22 protein-coding genes are annotated in these 23586 nt (G+C 60.0%); 15 read left to right on the top strand and 7 right to left on the bottom strand.

Annotated elements, in window-relative coordinates:
* The first annotated feature begins 84 nt into the window (after nt 1–84).
* Together B5527_RS27815 and B5527_RS27810 are read left to right on the top strand one after the other, a co-directional pair.
* On the top strand, nt 85–690 hold the full coding sequence (locus tag B5527_RS27815) for a hypothetical protein (RefSeq protein ID WP_154072565.1): 606 nt from the start codon (nt 85–87) through the stop codon (nt 688–690).
* A gap of 2 nt (nt 691–692) precedes the next feature.
* Nucleotides 693–1139: a hypothetical protein gene (locus B5527_RS27810; protein ID WP_079604374.1), complete on the top strand. Its 447-nt coding sequence runs from the start codon at nt 693–695 to the stop codon at nt 1137–1139.
* Nucleotides 1140–1303: 164 nt separating this feature from the next.
* On the opposite strand, the gene B5527_RS27805 is transcribed toward B5527_RS27810, so the two are convergent.
* Nucleotides 1304–1486, bottom strand: coding sequence for a hypothetical protein (locus B5527_RS27805; RefSeq protein WP_338065039.1), 183 nt, complete (start codon nt 1484–1486; stop codon nt 1304–1306).
* Nucleotides 1487–1676: 190 nt separating this feature from the next.
* Between B5527_RS27805 and B5527_RS27800 the strand changes: the two genes are divergently transcribed.
* Nucleotides 1677–2471: a YqaJ viral recombinase family protein gene (locus B5527_RS27800; protein ID WP_245332276.1), complete on the top strand. Its 795-nt coding sequence runs from the start codon at nt 1677–1679 to the stop codon at nt 2469–2471.
* Entirely contained in the window at nt 2455–3564 is a 1110-nt protein-coding gene (locus tag B5527_RS27795; RefSeq protein ID WP_079604371.1) for an ERF family protein, read from the top strand. Before B5527_RS27800 ends, B5527_RS27795 begins: the two co-directional genes overlap by 17 nt.
* 57 nt (nt 3565–3621) lie before the next feature.
* Here B5527_RS27795 and B5527_RS27790 read toward each other — a convergent pair whose 3' ends face one another.
* The 5 genes from B5527_RS27790 to B5527_RS27770 are packed head-to-tail and all read right to left on the bottom strand — an operon-like array spanning nt 3622 to nt 9630.
* Nucleotides 3622–5556: an HAD-IIIC family phosphatase gene (locus B5527_RS27790; protein WP_154072564.1), complete on the bottom strand. Its 1935-nt coding sequence runs from the start codon at nt 5554–5556 to the stop codon at nt 3622–3624.
* 38 nt (nt 5557–5594) lie between these two features.
* Complete coding sequence (locus B5527_RS27785; protein WP_079604369.1) at nt 5595–5861, bottom strand: acyl carrier protein; 267 nt, start codon at nt 5859–5861, stop codon at nt 5595–5597.
* Nucleotides 5861–6769 carry an AAC(3) family N-acetyltransferase gene (locus B5527_RS27780; RefSeq protein ID WP_079604368.1) on the bottom strand — a complete coding sequence of 303 codons (909 nt, stop codon included), beginning with the start codon at nt 6767–6769 and terminating at the stop codon, nt 5861–5863. Before B5527_RS27780 ends, B5527_RS27785 begins: the two co-directional genes overlap by 1 nt.
* A gap of 48 nt (nt 6770–6817) precedes the next feature.
* Complete coding sequence (locus B5527_RS27775; protein ID WP_079604367.1) at nt 6818–8263, bottom strand: MaoC/PaaZ C-terminal domain-containing protein; 1446 nt, start codon at nt 8261–8263, stop codon at nt 6818–6820.
* Nucleotides 8260–9630 carry a hypothetical protein gene (locus tag B5527_RS27770; RefSeq protein WP_079604366.1) on the bottom strand — a complete coding sequence of 457 codons (1371 nt, stop codon included), beginning with the start codon at nt 9628–9630 and terminating at the stop codon, nt 8260–8262. Before B5527_RS27770 ends, B5527_RS27775 begins: the two co-directional genes overlap by 4 nt.
* A 365-nt stretch (nt 9631–9995) precedes the next feature.
* On the opposite strand from B5527_RS27770, the gene B5527_RS27765 reads away from it, so the two are divergent.
* The 8 genes from B5527_RS27765 to B5527_RS27730 all read left to right on the top strand — a co-directional run bounded on the left by B5527_RS27765 (nt 9996) and on the right by B5527_RS27730 (nt 19255).
* Nucleotides 9996–11549: a lipopolysaccharide biosynthesis protein gene (locus B5527_RS27765; protein WP_154072563.1), complete on the top strand. Its 1554-nt coding sequence runs from the start codon at nt 9996–9998 to the stop codon at nt 11547–11549.
* Nucleotides 11550–11551: 2 nt separating this feature from the next.
* A complete protein-coding gene (gene asnB, locus B5527_RS27760) occupies nt 11552–13387 on the top strand; it encodes an asparagine synthase (glutamine-hydrolyzing) (protein ID WP_079604365.1) in 1836 nt (611 codons plus the stop codon).
* Between the two features lies 1 nt (nt 13388).
* Nucleotides 13389–13982 carry an acyltransferase gene (locus B5527_RS47180; RefSeq protein ID WP_079604364.1) on the top strand — a complete coding sequence of 198 codons (594 nt, stop codon included), beginning with the start codon at nt 13389–13391 and terminating at the stop codon, nt 13980–13982.
* Between the two features lie 276 nt (nt 13983–14258).
* A complete protein-coding gene (locus B5527_RS27750; RefSeq protein WP_079604363.1) occupies nt 14259–15347 on the top strand; it encodes a glycosyltransferase in 1089 nt (362 codons plus the stop codon).
* 36 nt (nt 15348–15383) lie between these two features.
* On the top strand, nt 15384–16238 hold the full coding sequence (locus tag B5527_RS27745) for a class I SAM-dependent methyltransferase (protein WP_079604362.1): 855 nt from the start codon (nt 15384–15386) through the stop codon (nt 16236–16238).
* 67 nt (nt 16239–16305) lie between these two features.
* Entirely contained in the window at nt 16306–17157 is an 852-nt protein-coding gene (locus B5527_RS27740; protein ID WP_197689217.1) for a class I SAM-dependent methyltransferase, read from the top strand.
* Complete coding sequence (locus tag B5527_RS27735; protein ID WP_079604360.1) at nt 17154–18083, top strand: NAD-dependent epimerase/dehydratase family protein; 930 nt, start codon at nt 17154–17156, stop codon at nt 18081–18083. The genes B5527_RS27740 and B5527_RS27735 overlap by 4 nt, the downstream gene beginning before the upstream one ends.
* Nucleotides 18080–19255, top strand: a complete 1176-nt coding sequence (locus B5527_RS27730; RefSeq protein ID WP_079604359.1) for a glycosyltransferase family 4 protein — start codon at nt 18080–18082, stop codon at nt 19253–19255. Before B5527_RS27735 ends, B5527_RS27730 begins: the two co-directional genes overlap by 4 nt.
* Here B5527_RS27730 and B5527_RS27725 read toward each other — a convergent pair.
* Complete coding sequence (locus tag B5527_RS27725; RefSeq protein WP_197689216.1) at nt 19237–20628, bottom strand: hypothetical protein; 1392 nt, start codon at nt 20626–20628, stop codon at nt 19237–19239. The genes B5527_RS27730 and B5527_RS27725 overlap by 19 nt on opposite strands.
* Nucleotides 20629–20933: 305 nt before the next feature.
* Between B5527_RS27725 and B5527_RS27720 the strand changes: the two genes are divergently transcribed.
* From B5527_RS27720 to B5527_RS27710, 3 genes are read left to right on the top strand one after another with little or no spacing between them, the layout of a single operon-like run.
* Nucleotides 20934–21995, top strand: a complete 1062-nt coding sequence (locus B5527_RS27720) for a Gfo/Idh/MocA family protein (protein ID WP_079604358.1) — start codon at nt 20934–20936, stop codon at nt 21993–21995.
* A complete protein-coding gene (locus tag B5527_RS27715; protein ID WP_079604357.1) occupies nt 21992–22459 on the top strand; it encodes an acyltransferase in 468 nt (155 codons plus the stop codon). Before B5527_RS27720 ends, B5527_RS27715 begins: the two co-directional genes overlap by 4 nt.
* A 12-nt stretch (nt 22460–22471) precedes the next feature.
* Complete coding sequence (locus B5527_RS27710) at nt 22472–23569, top strand: DegT/DnrJ/EryC1/StrS family aminotransferase (RefSeq protein ID WP_079604356.1); 1098 nt, start codon at nt 22472–22474, stop codon at nt 23567–23569.
* Nucleotides 23570–23586: the final 17 nt, after the last annotated feature.

The following is a 23586-nucleotide window of genomic DNA, read 5'->3' as shown; positions in this document are numbered from 1 at the left end:
CCCCACACGATTTTCCCGTTCATCCGAGCGGGTTTCTTAGTCACGGCACCTCGTCGTGATGCAACGTGTATGAGGGGAATATTCATGGCAAACAAAACTCGCGAAGCTCGCGATCTTCTTTCCGAATTTAAGGTTCTGCGGACCGAGTCGAAAGCCGATGCGGTTAAGATACTAGCTGCTATCAGCCAAGATATCGGACCGATCGATTTCCTCGAGCGGATATGGGTGCAGGAGGCGGCTTTCTACACTTGGGACACCATGCGATATCGGCGCGTCAAGACTGGAATCCTCGACAACGCGTTGACCAAGGCACTGGAGCGGATTCTGAACCGGGTCAAATTTCCGGGCCCGCTCTCCATGAATGGGAAGTTGCATCTCGAAGACCGAAAGGCATCAGAAATTCTTGCGCACGAGTGGTTAAATGACCCAGAGGGCAGGCGCCGCGTATTATCGCTGCTAGAGGAAGCCGGATTTGACGAATCCGCAATCGAAGCCGAAGCCTACACGATGGTCGCAAAAGATCTCGAAAATGCAGATCGGATGTTGAAGGCAGCGCAGGAAGGTCGAGACAAAGCTCTTCGCTCATTAGCTAAGTATCGGAAAAGCCTTGCAGCTCATGTGCGGCGGAACTCCGATCGCGTGCTGGCCGCAGACGAAGCGCCTTCCATCGCCAACGTTCCGGTAAACTGAGCATGGCAAGCGAGCGGCAGATTGCAGCCAATCAACGCAACGCGCGGAAGAGCAACGGGCCGGAATCGGATTCGGGAAAGAAGCGATCCAGCAAGAATTCTTACCGTCATGGTCTTTCGGTGCCCATGTCAGTGCGATCTGAGGTGCAATTCAAGGATCTGTCGTGTCAATTCGCGGGAGATGATACCGATGCCGAAATCCTCGCCCTGGCAGACCGAGCAGCGGATGCTCATATTGAACTGGAGAGGGTCAAGAGAATGCAGGCCGCAATGCTCGAGCGCGCGCCTCTGCCCGGCGGCAATGAGGAAGAAGGACCGCGGTTCATTGATGCGGTCGGGCGCGCCCTCTCCGAGCTTGCCAAAACCATCCCTTACGAAAAGCGGGCGGCGGGGCGGCGAGATCGCGCGATTAGTAAGATCGTTTCGATCAAAACTGCGAAGAATAAGTAGCTTCAACTAGCCTCGCGGCCGTGTCCTAAGCCGTCTCTCGCTCTCGATCCGGCCGGTGCCGCTCAGAAGATACGACACAGAAGTAGGCGGCGATCGACTGCCGTTTGTACGGCAGCACGGTGCTGGGCGTTAGTTACGATCAGCGTCCCGAAAGGTGAGTTCAGTCAACTCTTTTTCGGTTTGGCTTTGCTTGGTTTTTGTAACCGCACCCCGGCGCCCCCGCCGTTTTCGTCGATGAAATCGACGCCGGCCTTCTCGAAAGCGCGGCGAACAGCCAGTTCATTGGCAGTCGTTAGTGAAGTTTGCCCCTCGGCAACTTCAGCTCTGCGAATGGTATTGGCACCCAAAGCCGCTTCCCGGGCGAGATCCGCTGCACTCCACCTTAGCAGGGCGCGAGCCGCTCTGATCTGAGCACTCGAAAGTGGGGCAGGTTTCATTTGACATTTACCCCATATGGGTTATTTTACCCCATATGGGGTATAATAATCAAAAGGAAGTTGAGAGATGCATAGTACGAAATCATCGGGAGAAACAGACATGCAGCGCCGATCGTTCATCGGTGGCTCTGATGCCCGAATCATCATGGGCAATGATGAAGCCGATCTCGTCCGCCTTTGGCGGGAAAAGCGAGGGGAGGTCGAGCCGGAAGATCTAACCGACGTCCTCATTGTTCAGCTCGGCACCGTCACCGAAGACCTCAACCGGCGCTGGTACGAGCGCAACACCGGACATGCCGTAAAGGACGTGCAGCGGCGGTTGCACCATCCCATTCACAAATGGATGGCAGCCACCCTGGACGGCCTCGTCGATCCCGGCGGCGCGGTGTTCGAAGCCAAATTCATGCTGCCCTGGACGTTCTCGGAAGAAGCTGCGGCCGAAAAGCATATGGCGCAGCTCCAGCACAACATGTGGGTCTCCGATGCCCGGTCGGCCGTGCTGTCGATCATCACGGGGGGAGGGAAGTGGGTGGAACTCACTGTCCATGCCGACCCGCTGTACCAGCACCTGTTGCTCACCGCAGAGAAGAAGTTCTGGCGCTGCGTCCAGGATGGCGAGACGCCCCGGCTGTTCGGGGTCGAGGCGCCACGGCCGCGGCTGGAAGCGGTCCGGATGGTTGATATGAGCGCCTCCAATTCCTGGGCGGAATTTGCCGCTACCTACCGCCGCTCCCGGTCAGCCCATCAGGAGCACGAGGGCGCCAAGGCCGATCTGAAAAAACTGGTGCCGGAAGACGCCAGGGAGGCCACGGGGCACGGTCTGCGGGCCAAGCGCTCCAAATCCGGCGCGATCAGTTTTGAGCTCCTGGAGGCCGCCGATGCACCGCTCCAGTGACACCATCGGCGCTATCGCCGCAGCCTTGGCCAAGGCCCAGGGTGAGCTCTTAAATCCGGAAAAGAACGTGATCGCCACCATCCGTTCGCCATTTCCCCGCGAAGAGAGCCGGACCTTCCGCTATGCCTCGCTCGCCAGCGGCCTTGAGATCGTGCGCAAGAGCCTAGGGGAGCACGAGATCGCGACGGTCCAGACCACGGCCATCGACCATGCCACTGGCCAGATCCAGCTGACGACGCTGCTTGCCCACGCCTCCGGAGAGTGGATCTCGTCGGACTGGCCGGTCTGCCCAATCACCGAAACCGCGAACCCACATCGGATGGGGGCGGCCCTGACCTATGCGCGGCGTTATGCGCTGTTCGCGCTGGTGGGGATTGCCGGCGACGACGATCTCGATGCGCCGGACCTCCTGGTCGAGCCATCCCCTACGGTTCAACCGCCTGAGGATCCACACCAAAACCGGCCAATTCCCCGCAAATCGAACGGATCCATCCACAAACCGCGACAGCCAAAGCCGGTGCTATCAGCTGAGCCTTCGGCCGTGCTGCGCGATCAGCTAGTTGCCGAAATCAAAGAGCTCAATGGCGCCGACGATCTGGCGCTATGGGCCCACCGGCGTCTGCCAACTAAGAACACTCTCACGGCCGAGGATGCCCGCATGGTTGAAACGGCCTATCAGGCCGCGGTCGGGCCGCTGCCGGGGCGGCTCGATGATCAGGTCACGCCGTTGCTCAAGACCGCGCAAAAGCGAAACAAGGCGCATCTGAGATTTGTCGCAGAGCAGCCCTGCCTAGTTTGCCAACGCACGCCTTGCGATGCCCATCACGTAAAATTCGCAGAACCCAGGGCGCTCGGCCGCAAGGTCAGCGATGAATTCACGGTACCGTTGTGTCGCGATCATCATCGGCAGCTGCATCACCATGGCAATGAAATTGCCTGGTGGGGGAATGTTCAGATCGCCCCGCTAGAGGCCGCCGAGAAGCTGTGGCAGGAAACATTGGCCGCACCTCGGCCTACCTTCCGCAGCGGCGTTCAGCATCATCCGCGGCCCAAGGCTGATGAGCGAGGCGCATCGTCTCGCGATTCCGGCTGAACTTGAGGGGTTCACACATGTCTAGAACCGGATCAATCGCCGCGCTGGCGGGTCTCTCTAGGATCCGCCCGCCGAAGCAAGTTTCAGTTCTCGCTGCGGATCGGTTCTCAGCGGCAGATCTTTGTCAGCATAACTGCCTACGGCAAGCTGCCAGGTCGTTTCGCCATCTTGAGAGTCCGTTTGGACGAAACCAAGCCTGCTGAAATGGTCGCGAACCAGGCCGTTTTTGGCGGTTGGAATATAGCGTCCAACGATCTCGGTTATCCCCCTCGAGCGCGCCTGCTCGACCAGGTGCTGAAGAATGGCTTCTTCCACACGTCTGCCAAGAACGCGGCAAGACATGATCCAGGTATCAACTTCCCAACGCCGGCCGGCCTGACGGCAAATGACGGCCGAGATCATTCCATTGTCGCCGAAGATGTCTTCGAGGCGTGCCTGCAATGTAAAAATATCGGCGTTAGATTGCATCGCCGCGATTTCAGCCTCGCTGTAGCGGCGAGTCGTCAAGTTGAACTGGTTTGATTTCGAGATCAGCTGGGTGATTCGCTTGCGGCCCGCGTTGTCGAAAGGCGCGATCGACAGCGTCATCCCGAGCGAGCGCAGATAATCGTCGTGATCGCCGATCCGCTCCATTTGAGCGGCACGCAGCGCGTTGGCTTTATAGAAACCGGCGCGGAGCCGGTCTTCCTTTGAAAAGCCGGCTTGCTCGAAATATCTCGCCGCCTGAAATACCGGCAGCCAGTCGCTCGGGTCTTCCGGCAATTCCGGAACGGCAACCGACGGCAGCGCATCGCGAACGCGTTTGCGTTCAGCCGGGTTGTCATCAAGGAACACGAAGGCGTCGAGACCGAGGTCAATCGCGTCGGCGATGGCCTTGATGTTGGCCGCCTTGTCATCCCAGTTGACCCGGAAGGCAACGATGTCGTCTTCCTTCAGGATCATCTCGGGGTGGTTGCGGAACGCGTCGAGCGCGATCGCCTCATCGTTCTTCGACGAAACACACAGAATGATTCCGCGCTCTTTCAGGGATAGCGCCATCCGCTGCAGCGCCGCATGGGCTTCGCCCAGTGCGCTGCCGTTGCCGAGTGCGAGACCTTCGATGCCGTCGTCGCCCACGATGCCGCCCCACATCGTATTGTCGAGATCCAGAACCAGGACGCGGCGCGAACGTCCCATCTGTGCCGCGAGAATTCGCATGACGTTGTCGGCGTAGAGCGGGATCATGCCGGTCGCGAATGGATATTTCGCGGCGTACCAATAGCGTCCGGCCGACCATGCGGATTGTCCGACCAGGCCAGCGAGCGCGTTGACATCAAGCACAAGCCGCGAATCCTGTCGCGCCTGCTGCACCAGGCGCCGGTTGAATTCATGAGTCAGAAAGCGCGGGCTGCCCGGCAGGCCGAGGTCCATGTTGAACTGAATGGCATCAGGATCGTCCGCGAGGGTCTGCAAAATGACGGGACGCCCCGTCGCCACGCCCGCCACTTCGGCGATTCGCGAAATCCGGGCGATCGCCGCCTCGACGGTTTGCGCGGCCTGGGTCTCATCGCCGAGCGGAGATGCAAGCTTCAGCATGCGGCTGTCGGAAGCCACGAGTACGAAGTCCGGCGGGTTTTCCTTCAGTTCGCGGCTGTTTCGTTCGAGCCAGGGCTCCGGCTCTTCGTATTCGGCGACTGTGACGTCGAGCAGAAATTTGAACCGGATGGCAGTACCGATCAGGGCGTCAGAGATATGTGAGGCCGTGCTGGCCGACAGTATCAGTATCCGGACCTGCGCCAGGCCATGCTTCCGGGTTTCGGCGGCAAAATTCGCCGGCGCCGATTTCAGAATCGCACTGATTTTGCGGCCGAGAAGACGAAGATCGGCTTCGCCCCAGGCGGCCTGCGCCAGCGACTGCAAAAACAGCAGCGCCTCCAGAGGCTCGGCCGGCAGTGATGCGATCCGGTCCCGGATCTTTCCGGCGGGGCGCGGAAGCCAGGGCAGGGCTTGCAAAGGTATCCTCGCAGCGTGGTTCGTCGACACCGGGGCACTCACCGGGAGCGTTCCTCAATCAGTTGAACGAACTGCCGTACCGACATGATTTGCTCGATCTCGGTGAGATTGAATTGAAAATCAAATTCGTTCTCGATGCCGCTCACCAGCCGGATATGCGCCAGGCTGTCCCAGGTCTTGAGATTTCGCTGGCTGGTGTCTGGCCCAATCACCAGTTCTTCATCGTCGAGCTCGGCGCGGAAAACATCCTGAACCCTGGCAAGGATGGCGCCAAATGAAGTCAGTTTTTCGGGCGCGTGCGCCATCAGGTCGTCGATCCCTTCGAAGAGACAAAAAGCTCCGGCCTTGGAACCGGCTGGATATACATCGTAATGCCGTTGCGACCAAGCGTGACGGCCCGCTCGATAAACGGCCTGGCGTCGGCGGCCAGTATCCTCAAGTTCGATATTTTCGCGTCGACGCAGATATCCGGGCCAAAATGGCGGCGCAGCCGCTGGGGCCTGATATCGCCCGTCCGTCGCCTGTATTCGTGCTCGCCGGTCTCGCCGCTGGCTGTTTTCCAGCGATATTTGATGGTGCCGTCAAACACCTGCCGAAAGAACGGGACCTCATCGAAAAGCAAACATTCCGCGGCATGCAGGGGCGTCATGAAATTGAAGCCGGCGCCGATTCCAAGCATTCGCGCGTCCATCTCGCCAAGGCGGCAGAACGGCGTATCCTGCCCCCAAGGCATGAGGGTGTGATGGTGGTCTTTCACCAGAAAATCTGCGTTGGGGCCCACCGCGCATACCGACGAGCTGAGATGTATGCTTCGGCGAACGTCCGGGGTGCGGCGAAAGACTTCGCACAGCAAGCCTGTGTAAACCGGTGCCCTGTCGACGAGAAAGAGCTTGTCGGGATTCGCATCGATCGGAAACGCCGGCATGGCCAGCGTTCCGCCGGGGCCGAGCAGATCGCGCATCAGCTCGATCATTTCGCTGGGGCGAAGAGGGACGTTATAGAACTCGTTCCATGACGACTGCACCCAGAGCGTCCTTCCAGGCGTCACTCCAAGATCGATCAATTGCTGACGGAACTCTGCGATCGAAACCGGGCGCCGATAGATTTTTTTCGAAAGCCACAGTTGTTGTTTGCGCGCGAAGCCGCGCACGTCGCTTTGTCCCACAAGCTTTTGGGCAAGGCGCTTGATGGTGCTGCGGACGACACGAGACATAATGGAAGCGCAATGTGTTTCGGAGCAGATACGTCGGGTCGGAGGTTGTCAGCCGCGCGGTGCCGGATCGGGCCGGGCCATCTGCTGCACGTCATATACAATAGGCAGCATCACGTCCAACGCGTTGTCGGCGCTGGCAACGCCGACCGTGGCGGTTTGATCGGTCAGGATTCGGGGCAGGCGGCGGCATATCACGTGGAGGCCGGGCATGAATTCGTTGACGTACTTCGCCAGGATTTCCCCGGCCGTCTTCGCCATGGCGTATTCTGCCGTCGTGCTGGCGGCCTCATCGATCGCGACGGTCGACGGATAAAACACGACCAATTTTCCGGCCGTGCCGTCAGCCAGCGCGGTGCAAAGGTCAAAGAAGCCGTCCGCATAGAAGCTCAGGAACGTGCGCAGCTTCTCCGGCTCGTACAAGCCCGACTTGCGCTGGAATATCTTCGGAGTCGCGAAGTAGTAGCAGCAGTCGATCGCGCCGAGTTTGTGCAGCTGCTCGTTCGCCGGCGAGGCGGCGTCGTAGCGCAGGATTTCGCATCGGCCGCCGGCGCCGACAATTTCGGTTGCGACCCGCTCGGCATCATGCGGGCTTTCGTGGTACGTGATAACGGCATGGCCGCCGCCGGCCGCGACGATTTTCGCTGTTACCTCGCCAAGACCGCGCGAGCCGCCGACGATGAGCGATCTCTGGCCGGCAAACGGAGCTCCGGCGACCCGCGGAGAAATTTCAACCATGGCGGCCTGGGACGGCGGTGCCGGGCGGGCAAACGCATCGAGCCGGCCCGCGATGCCGGAGCCCGACACGTCGATCTGCAGCGACCGAAATCGCGCGTCGACCTTGCGGACGGCATAGGCGAGAAAGCCCTCGCGATCGCCTTGCGGGTCGCAACTCACCTCGAGACCGGCAAACAGCGAGTGAAGTCCCGGGCACGCCATACCCACGATTTGCGAGGTCGCCAGCAGCGCTTTCACGGCGGGAAGGCCGATCGACTCGGTCAGCGCCGGGAACAGCGATTTGGCGTCGTCATCGCCGATCGTAACCGCGCCGGCACGATCGGCCAGTTGCTCAAATCGAAGATCGGCGGGCTGTGCAGGTTGGACGGTTTTCGACGCTGCCAGCCGCGCGTTTTCGGCCACGGATTTTCCAGGCACCGTCGACAGCTTGGCATGTGCAACCACCGTGTTGGCGGCAACGACCTCGAATTCGATTCGCGCATCCGTCCGCGCGCGAATGCTGATGGTCGCGCGTTCGTCGAGATAGAGTGGCTGCGGAAATCTGGCGCGGATGGTTGCAATCTTCAGGGGAAAGCGCGCCAGCAGCGTATTGGCTGCCCAGGCGAGCGTATGAATGCCGTGCACCACCGGCGCGCCGAACTGGGTGCGCCGTGCGAACGCCTGATCCAGATGCATCGGATTCCAGTCGGAAGAGAGCCGGGCGAAGGCGATTTGATCGTCCGGGCTGAAGCTGCGGCTCGCGAGCGGCGCGTCGGTCATCTGATGTCCTGCCGTCCCGTCATTGCACCGGCGAGGACGCCCGGGTCCATCACGCGCGTTTTTTCGCGCTGCAGATCCTCAAATGCGCTTTTGACGCATCCGGCGACAGCAGGGTCAATTCGATCGGATTTGAAGTCGCCAGACAGACCGAACAGAGCCTGAAAGCCCGCGACCTCATAGCCGCCTTCCGGTACCTGCGCCGCTGTGGGGAGATAGCCGAACAAGGCGCCCAAATATCCCGCATAAAGACGAATTCGCCCCGAGTCGACCGGAACAACCTCATCGAGAATGGGCTCCCATCCCACGGTTGCCTCGGCCGATAGCGACACGATTTCGAGTTCCTCTCCAATTCTGACGATCTGGGCCGCCAGCATCTTGTCGGGCATGGAGCCCTCAAAGAAGTCGCTGAGAGGTATTGCGGCCGACCCGGTGTGAAGCTGTGTCGGCGAGAACGTCCTGGCAGGACCGCCTTGTGCGATGTCGCCTATACGGGAGGCCAGACTTTGACTCCAGCCCGCGCAGTCCTCCGCCGAGGGCGATGCAAACATCGGACCCGACACGATCGTACGCAAGACCTTGCGAATGCGCTCGCGCATCCCGGTCCTGGGCGCAGAAACGGCTACATTTGGCCTGATATCGCCACAAAATCCCTGCGCAAAAACGCAGGGAATTTGACCAAAGCGCTCGCGCAGCACGCGGCGCACGGCGCCGGGATAGTCGGAGCTGATGACGCTGTCCGGAACGACAGCGGTTGGGTGACAGGTATAGTGCCAGATCGCGCCGAGCACGCCCCCGTCACTGGATTTCCGCAACAGGGCAATGGTCGCCTGCTCGTCCCGTGGACCCGACGGGTTCGGTGCTAAGCTGACGCTTCTCAACCTGAACCCGTAGGTTCGTCCGACGGTCGGAAACGGCCAATACCTGCGCCGGTTGATGGAGTGATTGAGGCTGCCCTGAAAAACATCCAGGCTGACCTCGAAGGGCTGCTGTCGTTGAATTTGGCGTACGAGATTTTCCGCGGCATTCGCCACGTCGTTGACGAATTCGACCTCCGGTATCCCCAGGCGCGCGCAAGCCTGGTCGGTCGCAGGTGCGTAGTGCGTGTGCGAGGCCAGCAGCAGGATTTCGCGGGGCTTGAACTCCAGTGGCTCGAGTTTGTTCAGAATGATATTCTGAAGCTCGGATCCCACGATCATGAGATCGAAGCTGATGATGAGGCAGCGCTGCCCCGAGCATTCCAGCAGGATGGCCGAAAGTTCGATCGGGTCGAGAACCGTCGACACGGGGGCCTTGCGCAAAGCATAGCCCGCCAGCCGGACCGGACGGTCTCGCGGGGTGACGTCGCATGAGGCTGCGCGCGCAAACAATCGCCGACGGATCCTGTGGAAGGTTAAGATGTGCCCTGGCCGGCAACCTGTCGTGTCTACGAAATTCCGCCTCCAAAATCGAGCCTCTTGTCTGAGCCGCCGCGGCACAATAGAGCTTTGGCCCGAGTGTTGGCGAAGACGGGTTTTTCCAGCAAGGTCCGGTATCTGGCGAAGGCGAACCAGGCCGAGGCGCCTTGGGAACGGTGTCGCCGTTTCGCTGGGCCGCGCGCGCGAAGGCCGATTGGTATTGGTCCGGGAACGCCTTATAATCCGGTCCTGCACGGCGCGGCCGATCCGGCGGCACGGTGCCGCTTTCCAGGCTGTTAGTTGAACGGGTCAGACAACGATGCGATTTGATCGCTGAAATGGCAGCTGGAAAAACTGGTTCTCATTTGCTGGGAAACTCGGCTTGGAATGCGAGCGCCTTTCTCATCAGCGTGGGACTGAACCTGCTCGTTCTTCCATTCGTCCTGTTTCGGCTGGGAGCTAGCGCTTTCGGCGTCGCCGGTCTGGTGACGGCGTGCGTTGCGCCCGCACTGGCGTTCGGCAACTCCCTCGCACTATCGACGACCCGGGAGTTGGCTTGCCGGCTGGCGCCAGGCGAGAAGGCTGAAGCGCGTCGTTTCTTTGCGACCGCTCTGCTGCTGGCGGGCGCTGCGGGAGTTCCGATCGCGGCGACGTTGTCGCTGGCCGGTCCACCGCTTGCCCGTCATGTGTTTCATCTCGAGGGCGCGGTCGCCAATGATCTGGGCCTTGCCTTTCTGCTCGGCGCGGGCGGCTGGTTATGCCAATGCATCTCTGGGGTGTTTCTGGCGCTTTTCACCGCGCGACAGGACTATCCGCGGCTGGCCTCGATCAGCATGGCGATCGCGGTCATCTCGACGTCGTCGATGCTGGTGCTGGTCCCGCGCTGGCCACAGGCTTCGACCTTTCTTGGCTGTCAGGCCCTCGGTTTTGCCGGGGGGCTGCTGGTTTCATGCGCAATCTCGCGCCGGGTAGCGGGCGAGTGGATGGCGGGCCCCGCGCTGCATCGCGGGCCGCTGGGCGGGCTTTTCAATGTGGGAGCATGGCAATTCGCCGCGCAGGGTAGTGGCGTGATCGCGGGCCAGGCAGATCGATATCTGCTTGGAGCGTTTCTGGCGCCCCAATTCGTGGGATATTACACCATCGCCCAGCGTCTCGAAGAGGCCATGTATATCGGCATTTTGAAGATCGGCGAAATCCTGTTTCCGTTTTTTAGTTCCCTGCAAAAGGAATCGAGCGATCGAATGGCCGACCTGCTGTTTCGCTCGTCCTGGGTGCTGAATGTCCTGGCGGCTACTGCCCTGGGCGCGCTGATCCCCATCGCAGGGCCTCTGCTTCAGGTCTGGACTGGAAGAGACGTTGCCATCGCGACCCAGGGGTTGCTGGTCGTGCTGGCCGCCGCCGGAATGCTGGGGTGTGCCTCCAATGTCTTCGCATACTATCTACTGGCCCAAGGTCGGTCACGCTCCACCGCCTTGATCGCGCTGACGACGGCTGTCGTTACGCTGGCTACAAGCGCCGTGGTGCTGCCTCACTTCGGATGGCAGGCGGCGGGTTGGAGCGCCTGTCTCGGCATGATTGCGCAGATCGTCATCACCATGTCCTTGCTGCGGCAGAGCTTCGGCATGCCAGGCATGTGGCCTCGGGTTGGCCACTTTGTCTTGCTGCCGCTGGGAACGGGTATCATCACGGCGACCTCCTTGCGCTATCTCGTGGGGGAACGATTATTCGACCAGGCGCCGCACTGGTGGCTGGTCGGGGCCTCCTATGGGGCGGCGGCGGGCATCATCTTCGTCGTTGTTGTCGCTGTTTCAGGAATTGGGCCCTACGGCGAGACGTGCTGGCGGGATATGCGTGCGATCGCCAGCCGTTTCTTGCCCGGGAAAGTCGTTTAGTCATGTGTGGAATTGCGGGCATCGTCAACGTCAGCGGCCAGGCCGTGGAGCCGGCTGAAATTGAACGTCTGACCGCCCTGGTGGCTCATCGCGGCCCGGACGGTGCCGGACACTGGTTCAGTGCGGAACGCAACGTAGCTCTCGGTCACCGGCGGCTGGCCATCATCGATCCCGGCCCGGGCGGTTACCAGCCCATGCTGTCGAGCGATGGCCGTTACGCGATCGTCTTCAACGGTGAGATCTACAACTTCCTCGAACTTCGCCGCGAACTGGAAGCACTGGGTGCGAACTTCCGGACCCAATCGGATACCGAGGTGATCCTTGCGGCGTGGCGAACGTGGCAGGAAGGGATGCTGACGCGCTTCAACGGAATGTGGGCGCTGGCGATATTTGACACCGAGACCAGGGAGTTGTTTCTCGCGCGGGATCGTTTCGGCATCAAGCCGCTGCTTTATGCGATGTCGCCGGATCGTCTCGTGTTTGCGTCGGAACAGCGGGCCCTGGTGCAAAGCGGACTGATTGCGCCTTCGATCGATATCGACGTGGCACGCAGGCTGATGCTCGATGCTTTCGGGGTCGAAGGCAGCGAACGCACGCTCTGCCGCGAGGTGCGCCGGCTGCAGGCGGGGCATTGCATGTGGTTGCGGGGCGGCCGACTGGAAATCCGGCGCTGGTGGTGTACCCTCGATCACCTGCCATCGGTTCCAGATACCGAGGCCGAAAGGGTCGAGCGCTTCGGTGAATTGTTCCGCGATGCGGTCGCGCTGCGAATGCGCAGCGACGTGCCGATCGGAACCTGCCTTTCCGGCGGCTTCGATTCATCCGCCGTCATCTGCGAAATGGCGGCGCACGCGAAAGCAGGGATGGGGCCGCGCGACAGCGCCGCCTGGCGCCACGCCTTTGTCGCAACGTTTCCGGGAGCATCGAACGATGAGCGACCGATGGCGGAACAAGCAGCTGCGTGGGCGGACGTCGACCCGACATTCGTGGAAATTGGCCGGAACGACGCGCTGACGGACCTCGACCGCATCCTCGACGACAATGACGATGTCTACATATCGCTGCCGAGCGCCGCCTGGCAGCTGTACCGCGAGCTCAGGCGCGCCAAGGTGCTGGTTTCGCTCGATGGCCACGGCGCCGACGAGTTGATGGGAGCCTATCTTCAGGAAGGGCAATCGGGAGCATTTCGTCTCAGAAATATCCTCGCGGGAGCGGCTTCCAATTCGCCGTTGGCGAGGCGATGCATCGACATACTGCGCGCCATAACGGTCAGAGCCGAAGGGCATTATTTTTTGCGCGGCGGGCTGCGCGGCATTCCGGCGGAATTGCCCCTTGTCGGCGATGGCGATGCGCTCCCGAGCGAATGGGGTGCGTTGAACCGGCGCCTCTATCGAATGTTTCACAGCACGGTGCTGCCGACCATCCTGCGCAACTTCGATCGCGTCTCGATGGCTCACGGCGTCGAAGTGCGGATGCCATTTATGGACTGGCGTCTCGTAACCTATACGATGGCGCTTCCGGAAGCGAGCAAGTCATCCGACGGCTATACCAAGATGCTCGCGCGACGGGCGATGGAAGGCCGGATGCCCGAGTCAATCCGCATGGGACGTCGCAAGGTAGGCCTCAATTCACCGATGCCGGAATGGTTGAATGGACCGCTTTCGGGTTGGGCGGCCGCTCTCCTCGACCGGAACGTCCCGGCCTTCTCCGAACTCGTCGATGAGGTGAGGCTGCGTAAGACGGTCGACCGCCTGACCGCAGCGAAGAAATGGGACTGGGAGTCGGTTGGGCGGATTTGGCCCTATCTGAATGCTAAATGGATGATGGCAAGGCTCTGACATGTTGAGGCGCTTCCTGGTAACGCTGATCGACTCCATGTTGGGATGGAAGGCCCGGCGTTCGGGCTCCGCCAAGATCGGCCGTGGGACGACCATCGCATGGCGAAGACTGAAGCGCGTCTCGGGAAACCTGCTATTGGTCGGGGAAGATTCAATCATCCATGCCGATATAAGTTTTGAGGAAAGGGGCGGAATAATCCAAATCGGTAGCCGTACTTTTGTGGGGCGTAGCGATTTCGTCTGCCACCGAAGTCTCGTTATCGGCGACGATGTCATTATGTCGTGGGGAATCACTATCGTGGACCACGATTCTCACAGCCTCGAATGGGCAAAGCGCAAGCATGACGTTCGTGACTGGGATAAAGGTCAAAAAGATTGGGAACACGTCCCGCATGCGCCGGTTGTCGTCGGCAACAAAGCCTGGGTGGGATTTAACGTAAGCATCTTAAAGGGCGTTACGATCGGCGAAGGAGCGGTTATCGGTGCGTGCTCTGTTGTCACGCGTGATATACCACCGTATTCGCTGGCGGTGGGCAATCCGGCCAGGGTCGTGCGGTCGTTGCGCGCTTCGCCAGATGCTGACCTAACAAGTTGATCTACAGGTGCGGGCATTCAAAAAAACGGCCTGTCGCGCGGTTTTCGTACTCATCGTTACGCTGATAGTGCGGGAGCGACATTAATAAGACGATTACCGCTTGCCAGCCGCTGTTTTGCTTGTATCAAGTATCGCGTTGCCTTGGTCTGGTAAATCCACCCGGTGGCAATCGTGATCCCGCCAACGAGCGCTTGGTTCAATTGACCTGTTCACGATTTTCGCGGGCGGCACCGAATGATCATCAAAACGGTGCGGTTCTAAGAAGACGGTTCGCAAATGCGTATGTTCCAAAACAGCGGGATTCACAGTTCGTACCTGCGCCGGTTGAACGAGTTGTCGGCAAAGGACAACAGCTTCGGGGCAAGGCGACGACAGCTCCTAAATGATCGATTTGGAGCCCTGCACTTTCTAAAACCCGTATTGGATGGCGATAGTGAAACGTTCTTCACGAACGGTGATGACAGGATATTGCAGCATGCGTGGGCGCGAGAGCACGACATGCGCCAAAGTGACCTCGCCGAAATTCTGCTTGCGCAGATCGAAGACCATCGCACGGAAGTTTTCTACAACACCGATCCGATGCGATATGACAGTTCATTCGTCCGGCGGCTTCCGGGCTGTGTCAAAAAGACGATCTGTTGGCGTGCAGCTCCGTCCGGCGGCGTAGACCTCTCGGCTTACGGCATGGTTGTTTGTAACTTTCCCTCGATTCTTGAGGACTGGCGTCTCAAAGGCTGCAAGGTTGGATATTTCTGTCCAGCCGTGGACCCCGAGATGGACGGTTACGGACACGCCGAAAGAGCGATAGATATTCTATTCGTGGGCGGCTACTCGCGGCACCACTCGACCCGCGTCAAAGTGCTGCAATCTATCGCCGCTCTAAGCCCGGATCGGAACGTGGTATATTGTCTGGATGCCTCCCGGATGACGCGGCTTGCGGAAAGCCTTCCTGGGCGGCTCCTTCCGCAGCTTCGAAATCTCCGGCGTCCGAAAGCCATCAAGGACATCGCCAGGGCGCCGGTTTTTGGTCGAGATCTGTATCAGTTGATCGGCAACGCGAAGATTGTGCTCAATGGGGCGATCGACATGGCGGGCCATGACCGTGGCAATATGCGATGTTTCGAGGCCATGGGATGTGGCGCGTTGCTGCTCTCCGACGACGGGATTTATCCTGACGGAATGAAGAATGGCGAGACGATGTTCACCTACAAAAGTCCGGATGAAGCAGTCGATCTGGCTGGTCAGATTTTATCGAACCGAGCAGATGGAAATCTTGTCGCCGCGCGAGGAAGGAAAATGGTTGGCGGTTTCTATAACAAGACGTTGCAGTGGCAGCGTTTCGTTGAAATCGTTTCTCTGATTTAGGAGTTGAAATCGTTTCGCTGATTTGGAAAGAGCGACATGCATACCGGCGCAATCGCATTCAAAATCAAATCCGCTATCGACGCAGCGGCCTTGCCGCTATATTGGCTGCGGGGACGCCCGCCCTGGAGTGCAGGTTACTACACAAGCAAACGGCAGGCGATTGAGGCGGCGATCGATCAGCGCGCCGTGAAGCCCGGAGCGGGCCTTCCGGCTGGATTCGGGGTCGCGATAGATGAACGGGTTGTCGAATACCCTTGGCTTTTTGGTCATCTGTCCGAGGCAGGAAAAACAAGGCCGCGGATACTCGACGCCGGATCGATCCTCAATCACGATTTCATTCTGAACAGAGCGCCGTTGAAGGGGAGCGATCTCACCATTATGACCCTGGCGCCGGAGAAATACTGCCAATGGTATGACGGCGTCTCTTATGTATATGGAGACTTGAGGGAGACGTTTTTCAACGATCAGACATTTGATATCGTGATTTGCATTTCAACGATCGAGCATGTCGGACTCGATAATACACTGCTCTACACCTCGGATCAGCAACGGGCCGAGCGCGATGATACGGGTTTTCTCGCCGCCGCCCGGGAATTCCGGCGGATTCTGAGGCCTGGGGGGACATGTTACGTCTCTTTTCCCTTCGGTTCGCGGCGAAACCTCGGTTGGTATCAGGTATTTGATGACGCGATGGTGAGGCAACTGGTAGACGCATTCGGGCCGGCCTCCTGTGAAATCGAATATTTTCGCTATTCGCAGGACGGCTGGCAACGGTCGGACGCGGAGGGTGTCAAGGACGCCGTCGTTTTTGACGTACACAGTGGACAGGGCAGGGGCAATGATCGCGCGGCGTCGTCGAGAGCCATTGCTTGTTTGCGTCTCATTGCTTAGCGAATAGTACCCGACGCAAGCTTTCCTGTGCGAGCCTGCAAATTGCGGTCAAGGCCTTGGGATGGAGATGGATCCAAAAATACTGTCCTGGGAAGACGCGGTGGTCTGGCTTCGCAACCAGCCGGCGCGGCGGCAACTCGTTGTTGACGCGTTTTACGACGACCCGCTGGTCGCGGCTGCCGAGCGCTATCGGGGCAGCGGCGAATGGCAGGCGGTTTCCCAACTGCTGCGCGGCCGGGGAGGCAAAGCGCTCGACGTCGGCGCCGGGCGCGGGATCGCGAGCTACGCGCTCGCGCGGGACGGATTCCAGGTCACGTCGCTCGAGCCGGATCCCAGCGCCATCGTCGGCGCCGGCGCGATCCGTGCGCTGGCGGCGGAAGCCGCGCTGCCGATCAGCGTAGTCGAGGAATTTTCCGAACGTCTGCCGTTTGCCGATGGTGCGTTCGGTGTTGTTTTTGCCCGGGCTGTCCTCCACCACACCCGCGATCTCGAGCTTGCGTGTTCCGAGATGTATCGCGTGCTGCGTCCGGGTGGAATCCTGATCGCCGCGCGTGAGCATGTGATCAGCAAAGAGACCGACCTCGGTCAATTCCTCGATGGACATCCCCTGCATCACCTCTACGGCGGCGAGCATGCGTTTCTTCTCGACCGCTATATAGGCGCGTTGAAAGCTGCGGGTTTTGGCCCCCTGCAGGTGCTGTCTCCGCTCAAGAGTCCGATCAATCTGTTCCCCTACACGATCGACAGCCTGCGCGATGCCGTCATAGACAAGGTTTCGCAAAAGATACCGGCAAGGCCGCTGTGGCGTGCGGCACTTGGTTCCAATCGGATTTTTCGAGCGCTGCTTTCGATCGCCGAGCGCTTCGACAACCGGCCGGGAAGGCTTTACTCGTTTGTCGGCCACAAGGCGGCGCCATGACCGTCTGGATCACCGGGGCCAATGGTTTCATCGGTCGTTACCTGGCCCGCGAATTGGCGGACGCCGGCTACGCCGTCCATGGCATCGGCCATGGCGCGCTTGAAGACCTCGAAAAACAACGTCTCGGCCTGCAGAGCTGGCTGAATGGCGAGATCGACGCGGCCAATCTGAATGCGCTCGCGGCCGGACACGGATTGCCGTCAACGGTTTTTCATCTTGCGGGCGGATCGTCGGTCGGATTGTCGATCGCGCAGCCTTTCGAGGATTTCTCCCGCACCGTCGCAAGCACGGCGCGATTGCTGGAGTGGCTTCGCGGCTCTGCACCGGAATGTCCGGTGATCGTCGCGTCAAGTGCGGCGGTCTACGGCGCGGACCACGGCGGCCCGATCTCCGAGGATGCGGTGCTGACTCCGATGTCGCCGTATGGTCAGCACAAGCTAATGATGGAGCAATTGTGCAGAAGCTACGCCATGAGCTTCGGCGTTCGCAGCACCGTGACGCGATTGTTCTCGGTTTACGGACCGCATCTTCGCAAGCAATTGCTGTGGGACATCTGTTCCCGGCTTGCGCAGGGCGAACGAACGCTGGTTCTGGGCGGAACCGGCGACGAAATACGCGACTGGACCGACGTGCGTGACGTCGTCCGGCTGCTGACCAGGATCGGCGAACTGCCGCAGCAGGAACCGTTTCGGGTTATCAATGGCGGATCGGGGCGTGGCACCAGCGTCGCCGGCATCGCGAGCATGCTGGTCAGGAATTGGGGCTCACCCATCGCCGTGCGCTATTCCGGCGTTGTCAGGGCAGGAGATCCTTTCAGCCTGCTGGCCGACGATGCCGGCTTGCGCCGCCTGCCATTCGACTGGCGCATCCCGATCGACCGCGGCCTTGCGGACTATGTGAACTGGTTCAAGGGTCAGGTCCGTTGAGCGGCTGTGCACCGCTTCGGGTCGCCTTCACGAATATCCCCCGCCGCCTTTGGGCCGGCGGTTACAACTACCAGCTCAACCTTTTTGATGCCCTGAGCCGCTATCGCCCCGGTGAAATCAGCCCCATTGTGTTCGCCGGGATGGATGACGATGCCGCCGAACTAGCGGCTCTCTCACAGATCCCCGCGGTCGAAGTCGTGCGATCGGCTGTCTTTGACCGTCGTCATTCAGGTCTTGCGCGTGCGCTCGCGTTTGGGGTCGACAGCTCGGCTGCGGCCGAATTTCAGGCCAAACGCATCGATCTTGTGTTCGAAAACGCCCGTTTTTTCGGCTGGCGTCTGCCTTTTCCGGCGATCGCGTGGTTTCCGGATTTTCAGCATCGCCGGCTGCCGCAGCTGTTTTCGCCGGCAGCACGGTGGCGTCGCGATCTTGGCTTTCGCGCCCAGGTGGCGTCCGGCCGGCGCATTATGCTGAGCAGCGAAAGCGCGCTGCGCGACTGCCGGAAATTTTATCCGGGTTTGACGAACGGCATCTCGGTGGTCCGGTTCGCGACGCAGCCCGCGCTTGCCCTGCTGACCGCCAAGCCGTCCGAAATCCTGGCGCAATATGGCTTGCCGCCAAAATATTTTTATCTGCCGAATCAGTTCTGGCGGCACAAGAACCATCAGGTCGTGGTCGACGCGCTGACCCTTCTGAAGAAGCGCGGGCCGGATGTCGTCGTCGCGGCCTCAGGCAGCCCGGATGATCCCCGTGAAGCAGACTATTTCGGCGGCCTGATGAGGCAGGTCAAGGATCGCGATCTCGAAACGAATTTTCGCTACCTCGGAATGATTCCGTTGGACCACGTGTACGCCCTGTTGCGGAGTTCGATGGCGCTCATCAACCCGTCTCGCTTCGAGGGCTGGAGCACGACCGTCGAGGAGGCCAAATCGTTCGGCGTGCCCTTGATCCTTTCCGACATCGATGTTCACCGCGAACAGACCGGCGGCACGGCGCGCTATTTCGGCATCGACGATCCCGGGATGCTGGCTGATCACCTCTCGAAGGTGTCGCAAACCGCGCAACCGTCAGTGGCCCGCGATCTGCTGCCGAGTCTCAATGAGCGGGTGGCGGCCTTTGCCGCGGATTTTGTACAGGTCGTACGGAGTGCGGTTCAATCGTCGCGGCGGTGATGTGATGGATCAAACCGGATTGCGCACCTCCACTGCGTTTCTGGCGGGTCGAGCTGGTGGGCAGCGCTCTGCGTGCCGGTTCCTGGCTCGAAAATTGTGCGGGGCGTCACGTACCATAAAAGGAACAGAAGTCCCGCACCGTGCGTGAGCAGAACCGTAGTGAGGGGCACATTGAGCAGAGCCTGGGGAATAATCGCTCCGGAGATCAGGACAAAGCCGGCCGGGAGTCCGGCGGACAAGCGATTGCCGAGCGCGATGACCAGCCCGCACATGAACACGGTAACAGGCGCGAACCACACCCCTACCGATGCGATGCCTTCGGTAGCGAACAGCGAACCGTTGAAATTGCCGAGCTGGTAAGCCTTCAGCATCACGATTCCCAATTGTTCCTGATAAGGGCAATGCATGATTGGTTTCAGGAACGATATCTGACAGAAGTAGGTGAGCTCATGCCTGGAAAAGAAGTCGTTGTAGACGTCCATCGCAATCGATGGAATTGCCCCAAGCCGAAGACTGACGATGGAAAAAAGCAATGACGTGGGTGCCCCAAACAGGATGACCAGGAAAAGCACCGAAGCAATCGGAACAAGCAACGACAGCACGACGGCGCTTCTGGCGTCGGCGAGCTTTGAAAGCAAAAATACTGCAATGAGCCAGAACGGAGTAAAAAGGGCGATCTTGGTGAGCGTAATCGGATAGAAGAAACACAGAAGAAGCAGGACAGCGCCGGCTCGCCAGTAGGCCTTGCGTGCCGCAAAGCCCGCAAAGGCAAACGGCAATAATGCGCTGTAAGTTGTTCCGATCAAATAATTCAGTATCGTCGGGGATACGATTTTATTCCGAAGGGCGGACATGTCGTCGATAGAAGCAAATTGGAAACTGTAGGCTGCGCCAATGGCGACCGTAGCGGCACCCAGCAACATGATAAACGTCAAAAGCCGGTCAAACGCCGATTCCGACAGCGCATATGCCTGCCGGATCGGTGATGAGATAAAGAGGGCGGGCAAGAGAAACGCAATAGCCGATGCTGCGGCGGAAACCCCCGCCAAACGATGGTCGTAGTGCAAATTTGTGAAACAGCTCAGCCAAAGATAGCTGAGAACCATCATGTAAAAATAGAACCCGACAAAGTAGCCGAAGCTGAAGCTTGCGAGTACGAAAAGAGGCGAGACAAGCGCAAAGGCCGCCACCACGGCAACCGCGACGTACCATCGCGAGGGATCATAGAAGATGTGAAACGTGGTGGGTTCGAAGGCGATCGGGAACCTGTTATCCGCAAGATAAATCAGAGATACGCAGGAAATGACGATGTGGATACAAATCAGCAGGCCAAGTCGGAGGCGCTCTCGATCGTGCGGATGATGATCGGCCATTCGTCGTTTGCCATCGTTTGCGGCGGGCGTTTCTCGCAGCGAGATAGCTTAATCGCCAAAGGCGCACAACCCGCAATTAGCCGGTCAAAGGCCGTCGCGTGGCCTCGCGAGCGCAGCTGGGATGCTCAGACGCAATGCCGAATTTTGTCGGGCCGGACAACGATCGCGGACAGTTCGAATAGCGCCCCTAAACGCCTTGATTTACAGTGGCTTTTATTAATATAGAACGGGGGTCTATACTGCACCTGCGTCCACCGCCTTTTCGATTTTCTTGCGAACCGGCGACCGCCGCAAAGGAAGTTGCAATGATTAGATTCGGCCTGCTCGGATGTGGACGCATTGCGAAGCGTCATTCCGAGTTGTTGGGCGGCGGTCATATCGACCGGGCCAGTCTCGTCGCCGTCTGCGATCCGATTCGCGCGCGCGCCGACGCCGTCGCATCGAAGTTCGGCGTTCCCGCGCTTTACGATATCGATGACTTTCTGGCGCGGAACGACATTGACGCGGTAGCGGTTCTGACGCCGAGCGGAATGCACCCTGAACATGTCATCGCCTGTGCCAGGGCAGGAAAACACGTCGTCGTCGAAAAACCAATGGCGTTGCGGCTTCAGGACGCCGATGACATGATCCGCGCCTGTGACGAAGCCGGCGTCAAGCTGTTTATCGTCAAGCAGAATCGCTTCAACGTCCCAGTCGTCAAGGCGCGCGAAGCCCTGCAAGCCGGACGGTTCGGGCGCCTGATTCTGGGTACCGTGCGCGTGCGCTGGTGCCGGGACCAGGCCTATTACGATCAGGACGAGTGGCGCGGCACGTGGGCCTATGATGGCGGCGTGCTTACCAACCAGGCCAGCCACCACGTCGACATGCTGGAGTGGTTTTTCGGCGATGTCGTGAGCGTTCATGCACGCGCGATCACCGCGCTTGCAAAAATCGAAACCGAGGACACCGCGGTCGCGACGCTGAAATTCCGCAACGGCGCGCTGGGAATTATCGAGGCGACCACTGCGGCGCGGCCGACGGACCTCGAAGGCTCGCTCTCGATCCTGGGCGCAGGGGGGACGGTTGAAATCGCGGGCTTCGCCGTCAACCAGATCAGGCACTGGCGGTTTGTGAACGAACTTGCGTCAGACAAGGACGTGGTCGAGAAATTTTCCGTCAATCCGCCGAACGTCTACGGCTTCGGCCATCAGGCCTATTATCAGCATGTGATCGACTGCCTGATCAATCAACGCGCGGCGCTGGTGGACGGTCTTGAGGGGCGCAAGAGTCTCGAGCTGATCTCCGCGCTTTATGAGTCGATCGAGACCGGCCAGGAAGTCGCGCTGCGCTTCACGCCGCGGCTGAGCCGGCTCGGTGTGGCGTCGTGAACCAGCCGGACGTGCATCAGATCGGCGTGCGCGACGTCGAATTCGGCGCCCGGGTCAGGATCGTGGAACCGTGCAACCTCTACGGCTGCAGGATCGGCGATGACTGTTTTGTCGGCCCTTTCACCGAGATCCAGAAGGGCGTCAGCATCGGTGCGCGTACCCGCGTGCAGTCGCATGCCTTTATCTGCGAACTGGTGACGGTCGGCGATGACTGCTTTGTCGGCCATGGCGTCATGTTCATCAATGACACCTTCTCGAGCGGCGGCCCATCCGGCGGACGTAAGGAACTGTGGCGCGAAACCGTGATAGGCAATCGGGTCTCGATCGGCTCCAATGCCACGATCATGCCGGTGCGCATCGCCGACGATGTCGTGATCGGGGCAGGGGCGGTTGTGACCGCTGACATAACCGCCGCCGGCACCTATGCGGGAAACCCCGCGCGCCGGCTTCCGCCGCGTAAATAAGAAAGACGATCAATGTCGGTACCGTTTGCGGATCTGCAGCTTCAGTATCAAAAGATCAAGGGCGAGATCGACGCCGCAATTGCCGCTGTCATCCGCGACAATGCGTTCATTCGCGGACCCTACGTCGATGCTTTCGAGCAGGAGTTCGCCGGCGCGGTGGATGCCGGGCATTGCGTCTCATGCGCCAATGGCACCGATGCGCTCTATCTGGCCATGGCCGCGCTGAAGGTTGAGCCGGGCGACGAAGTCATCACCACGGCGCATTCGTGGATCAGCACGTCCGCAATGATCACGCATGCCGGCGCTACGGTCGTGTTCTGCGACGCCGACGGCGCCACCTTTACGATCGATCCGACGGCGATTGAGGCGGCGATCACGCCGCGGACGGTCGGTATCATTCCGGTGCATCTGTACGGGCAGCCGGCGGATATGGCCGCGATCATGGCGATCGCGGCTAGGCACAATCTCTGGGTGATTGAAGATTGCGCGCAGGCGCATCTGGCGCGCTACAAGGGGCGGCAGATCGGCACGTTCGGCGCCGCCGCAACCTATTCGTTCTATCCGGGCAAGAATCTGGGGGCGATGGGCGATGCCGGCGCGGTCGTCACCAACGACAGCGAACTAGCCGAGCACATGACCATGCTCGCCCGACACGGTGGCGTGGTAAAACATCAGCATCGCATCGAGGGCATCAACAGCCGGCTCGACGGCATGCAGGCGGCGATCCTGTCGGCCAAATTGCCGCATTTGCCAGACTGGACCAAAGCGCGCCAGGATGCCGCGAAGATTTACGATGCCGGCCTCAATCAGATCGAAGGTGTCGTGATTCCCCAGGTCGGGGCGGATCGCACGCACGTCTATCATCTCTACACGATCAAACACCCGCGTCGCGATGCGCTCGCGGCGCACTTGAACGCCAACGGCGTGCAGACCGCCATCAACTATCCGACCGCGCTGCCGTTTCTCGCCGCCTACAGCCGCCTTGGGCACGTTCCCGAGCAGTTTCCGAATGCGTATCGCGACCAGGGCAGCATTTTGTCGCTGCCGATGTTCGCGGAGATCACGCGCGAGCAGCAGGACGAGGTGATTGATCTCGTTCGCCAGTTTTAGGCAGGCGATTTGGTCAC

Origin of the sequence: Bradyrhizobium erythrophlei, assembly GCF_900129425.1 — a bacterium.
GTDB classification, from domain to species: domain Bacteria; phylum Pseudomonadota; class Alphaproteobacteria; order Rhizobiales; family Xanthobacteraceae; genus Bradyrhizobium; species Bradyrhizobium erythrophlei_C.
Note: the sequence above shows the minus strand (reverse complement) of the source record. Positions and strands in the feature narration are given on the sequence as shown.

Bases quoted from the DNA above. Each gene is read 5' to 3' on its own strand.
- B5527_RS27815 (WP_154072565.1), top strand. From the start codon at position 85: ATGGCAAACAAAACTCGCGAAGCTCGCGATCTTCTTTCCGAATTTAAG.
- B5527_RS27810 (WP_079604374.1), top strand. From the start codon at position 693: ATGGCAAGCGAGCGGCAGATTGCAGCCAATCAACGCAACGCGCGGAAG.
- B5527_RS27800 (WP_245332276.1), top strand. From the start codon at position 1,677: ATGCAGCGCCGATCGTTCATCGGTGGCTCTGATGCCCGAATCATCATG.
- B5527_RS27795 (WP_079604371.1), top strand. From the start codon at position 2,455: ATGCACCGCTCCAGTGACACCATCGGCGCTATCGCCGCAGCCTTGGCC.
- B5527_RS27785 (WP_079604369.1), bottom strand. From the start codon at position 5,861: ATGGCGCACGCGCCCGAAAAACTGACTTCATTTGGCGCCATCCTTGCC.
- B5527_RS27780 (WP_079604368.1), bottom strand. From the start codon at position 6,769: ATGTCTCGTGTCGTCCGCAGCACCATCAAGCGCCTTGCCCAAAAGCTT.
- B5527_RS27775 (WP_079604367.1), bottom strand. From the start codon at position 8,263: ATGACCGACGCGCCGCTCGCGAGCCGCAGCTTCAGCCCGGACGATCAA.
- B5527_RS27765 (WP_154072563.1), top strand. From the start codon at position 9,996: ATGGCAGCTGGAAAAACTGGTTCTCATTTGCTGGGAAACTCGGCTTGG.
- asnB (WP_079604365.1), top strand. From the start codon at position 11,552: ATGTGTGGAATTGCGGGCATCGTCAACGTCAGCGGCCAGGCCGTGGAG.
- B5527_RS47180 (WP_079604364.1), top strand. From the start codon at position 13,389: ATGTTGAGGCGCTTCCTGGTAACGCTGATCGACTCCATGTTGGGATGG.
- B5527_RS27750 (WP_079604363.1), top strand. From the start codon at position 14,259: ATGCGTATGTTCCAAAACAGCGGGATTCACAGTTCGTACCTGCGCCGG.
- B5527_RS27745 (WP_079604362.1), top strand. From the start codon at position 15,384: ATGCATACCGGCGCAATCGCATTCAAAATCAAATCCGCTATCGACGCA.
- B5527_RS27740 (WP_197689217.1), top strand. From the start codon at position 16,306: ATGGATCCAAAAATACTGTCCTGGGAAGACGCGGTGGTCTGGCTTCGC.
- B5527_RS27735 (WP_079604360.1), top strand. From the start codon at position 17,154: ATGACCGTCTGGATCACCGGGGCCAATGGTTTCATCGGTCGTTACCTG.
- B5527_RS27725 (WP_197689216.1), bottom strand. From the start codon at position 20,628: ATGGCCGATCATCATCCGCACGATCGAGAGCGCCTCCGACTTGGCCTG.
- B5527_RS27720 (WP_079604358.1), top strand. From the start codon at position 20,934: ATGATTAGATTCGGCCTGCTCGGATGTGGACGCATTGCGAAGCGTCAT.
- B5527_RS27710 (WP_079604356.1), top strand. From the start codon at position 22,472: ATGTCGGTACCGTTTGCGGATCTGCAGCTTCAGTATCAAAAGATCAAG.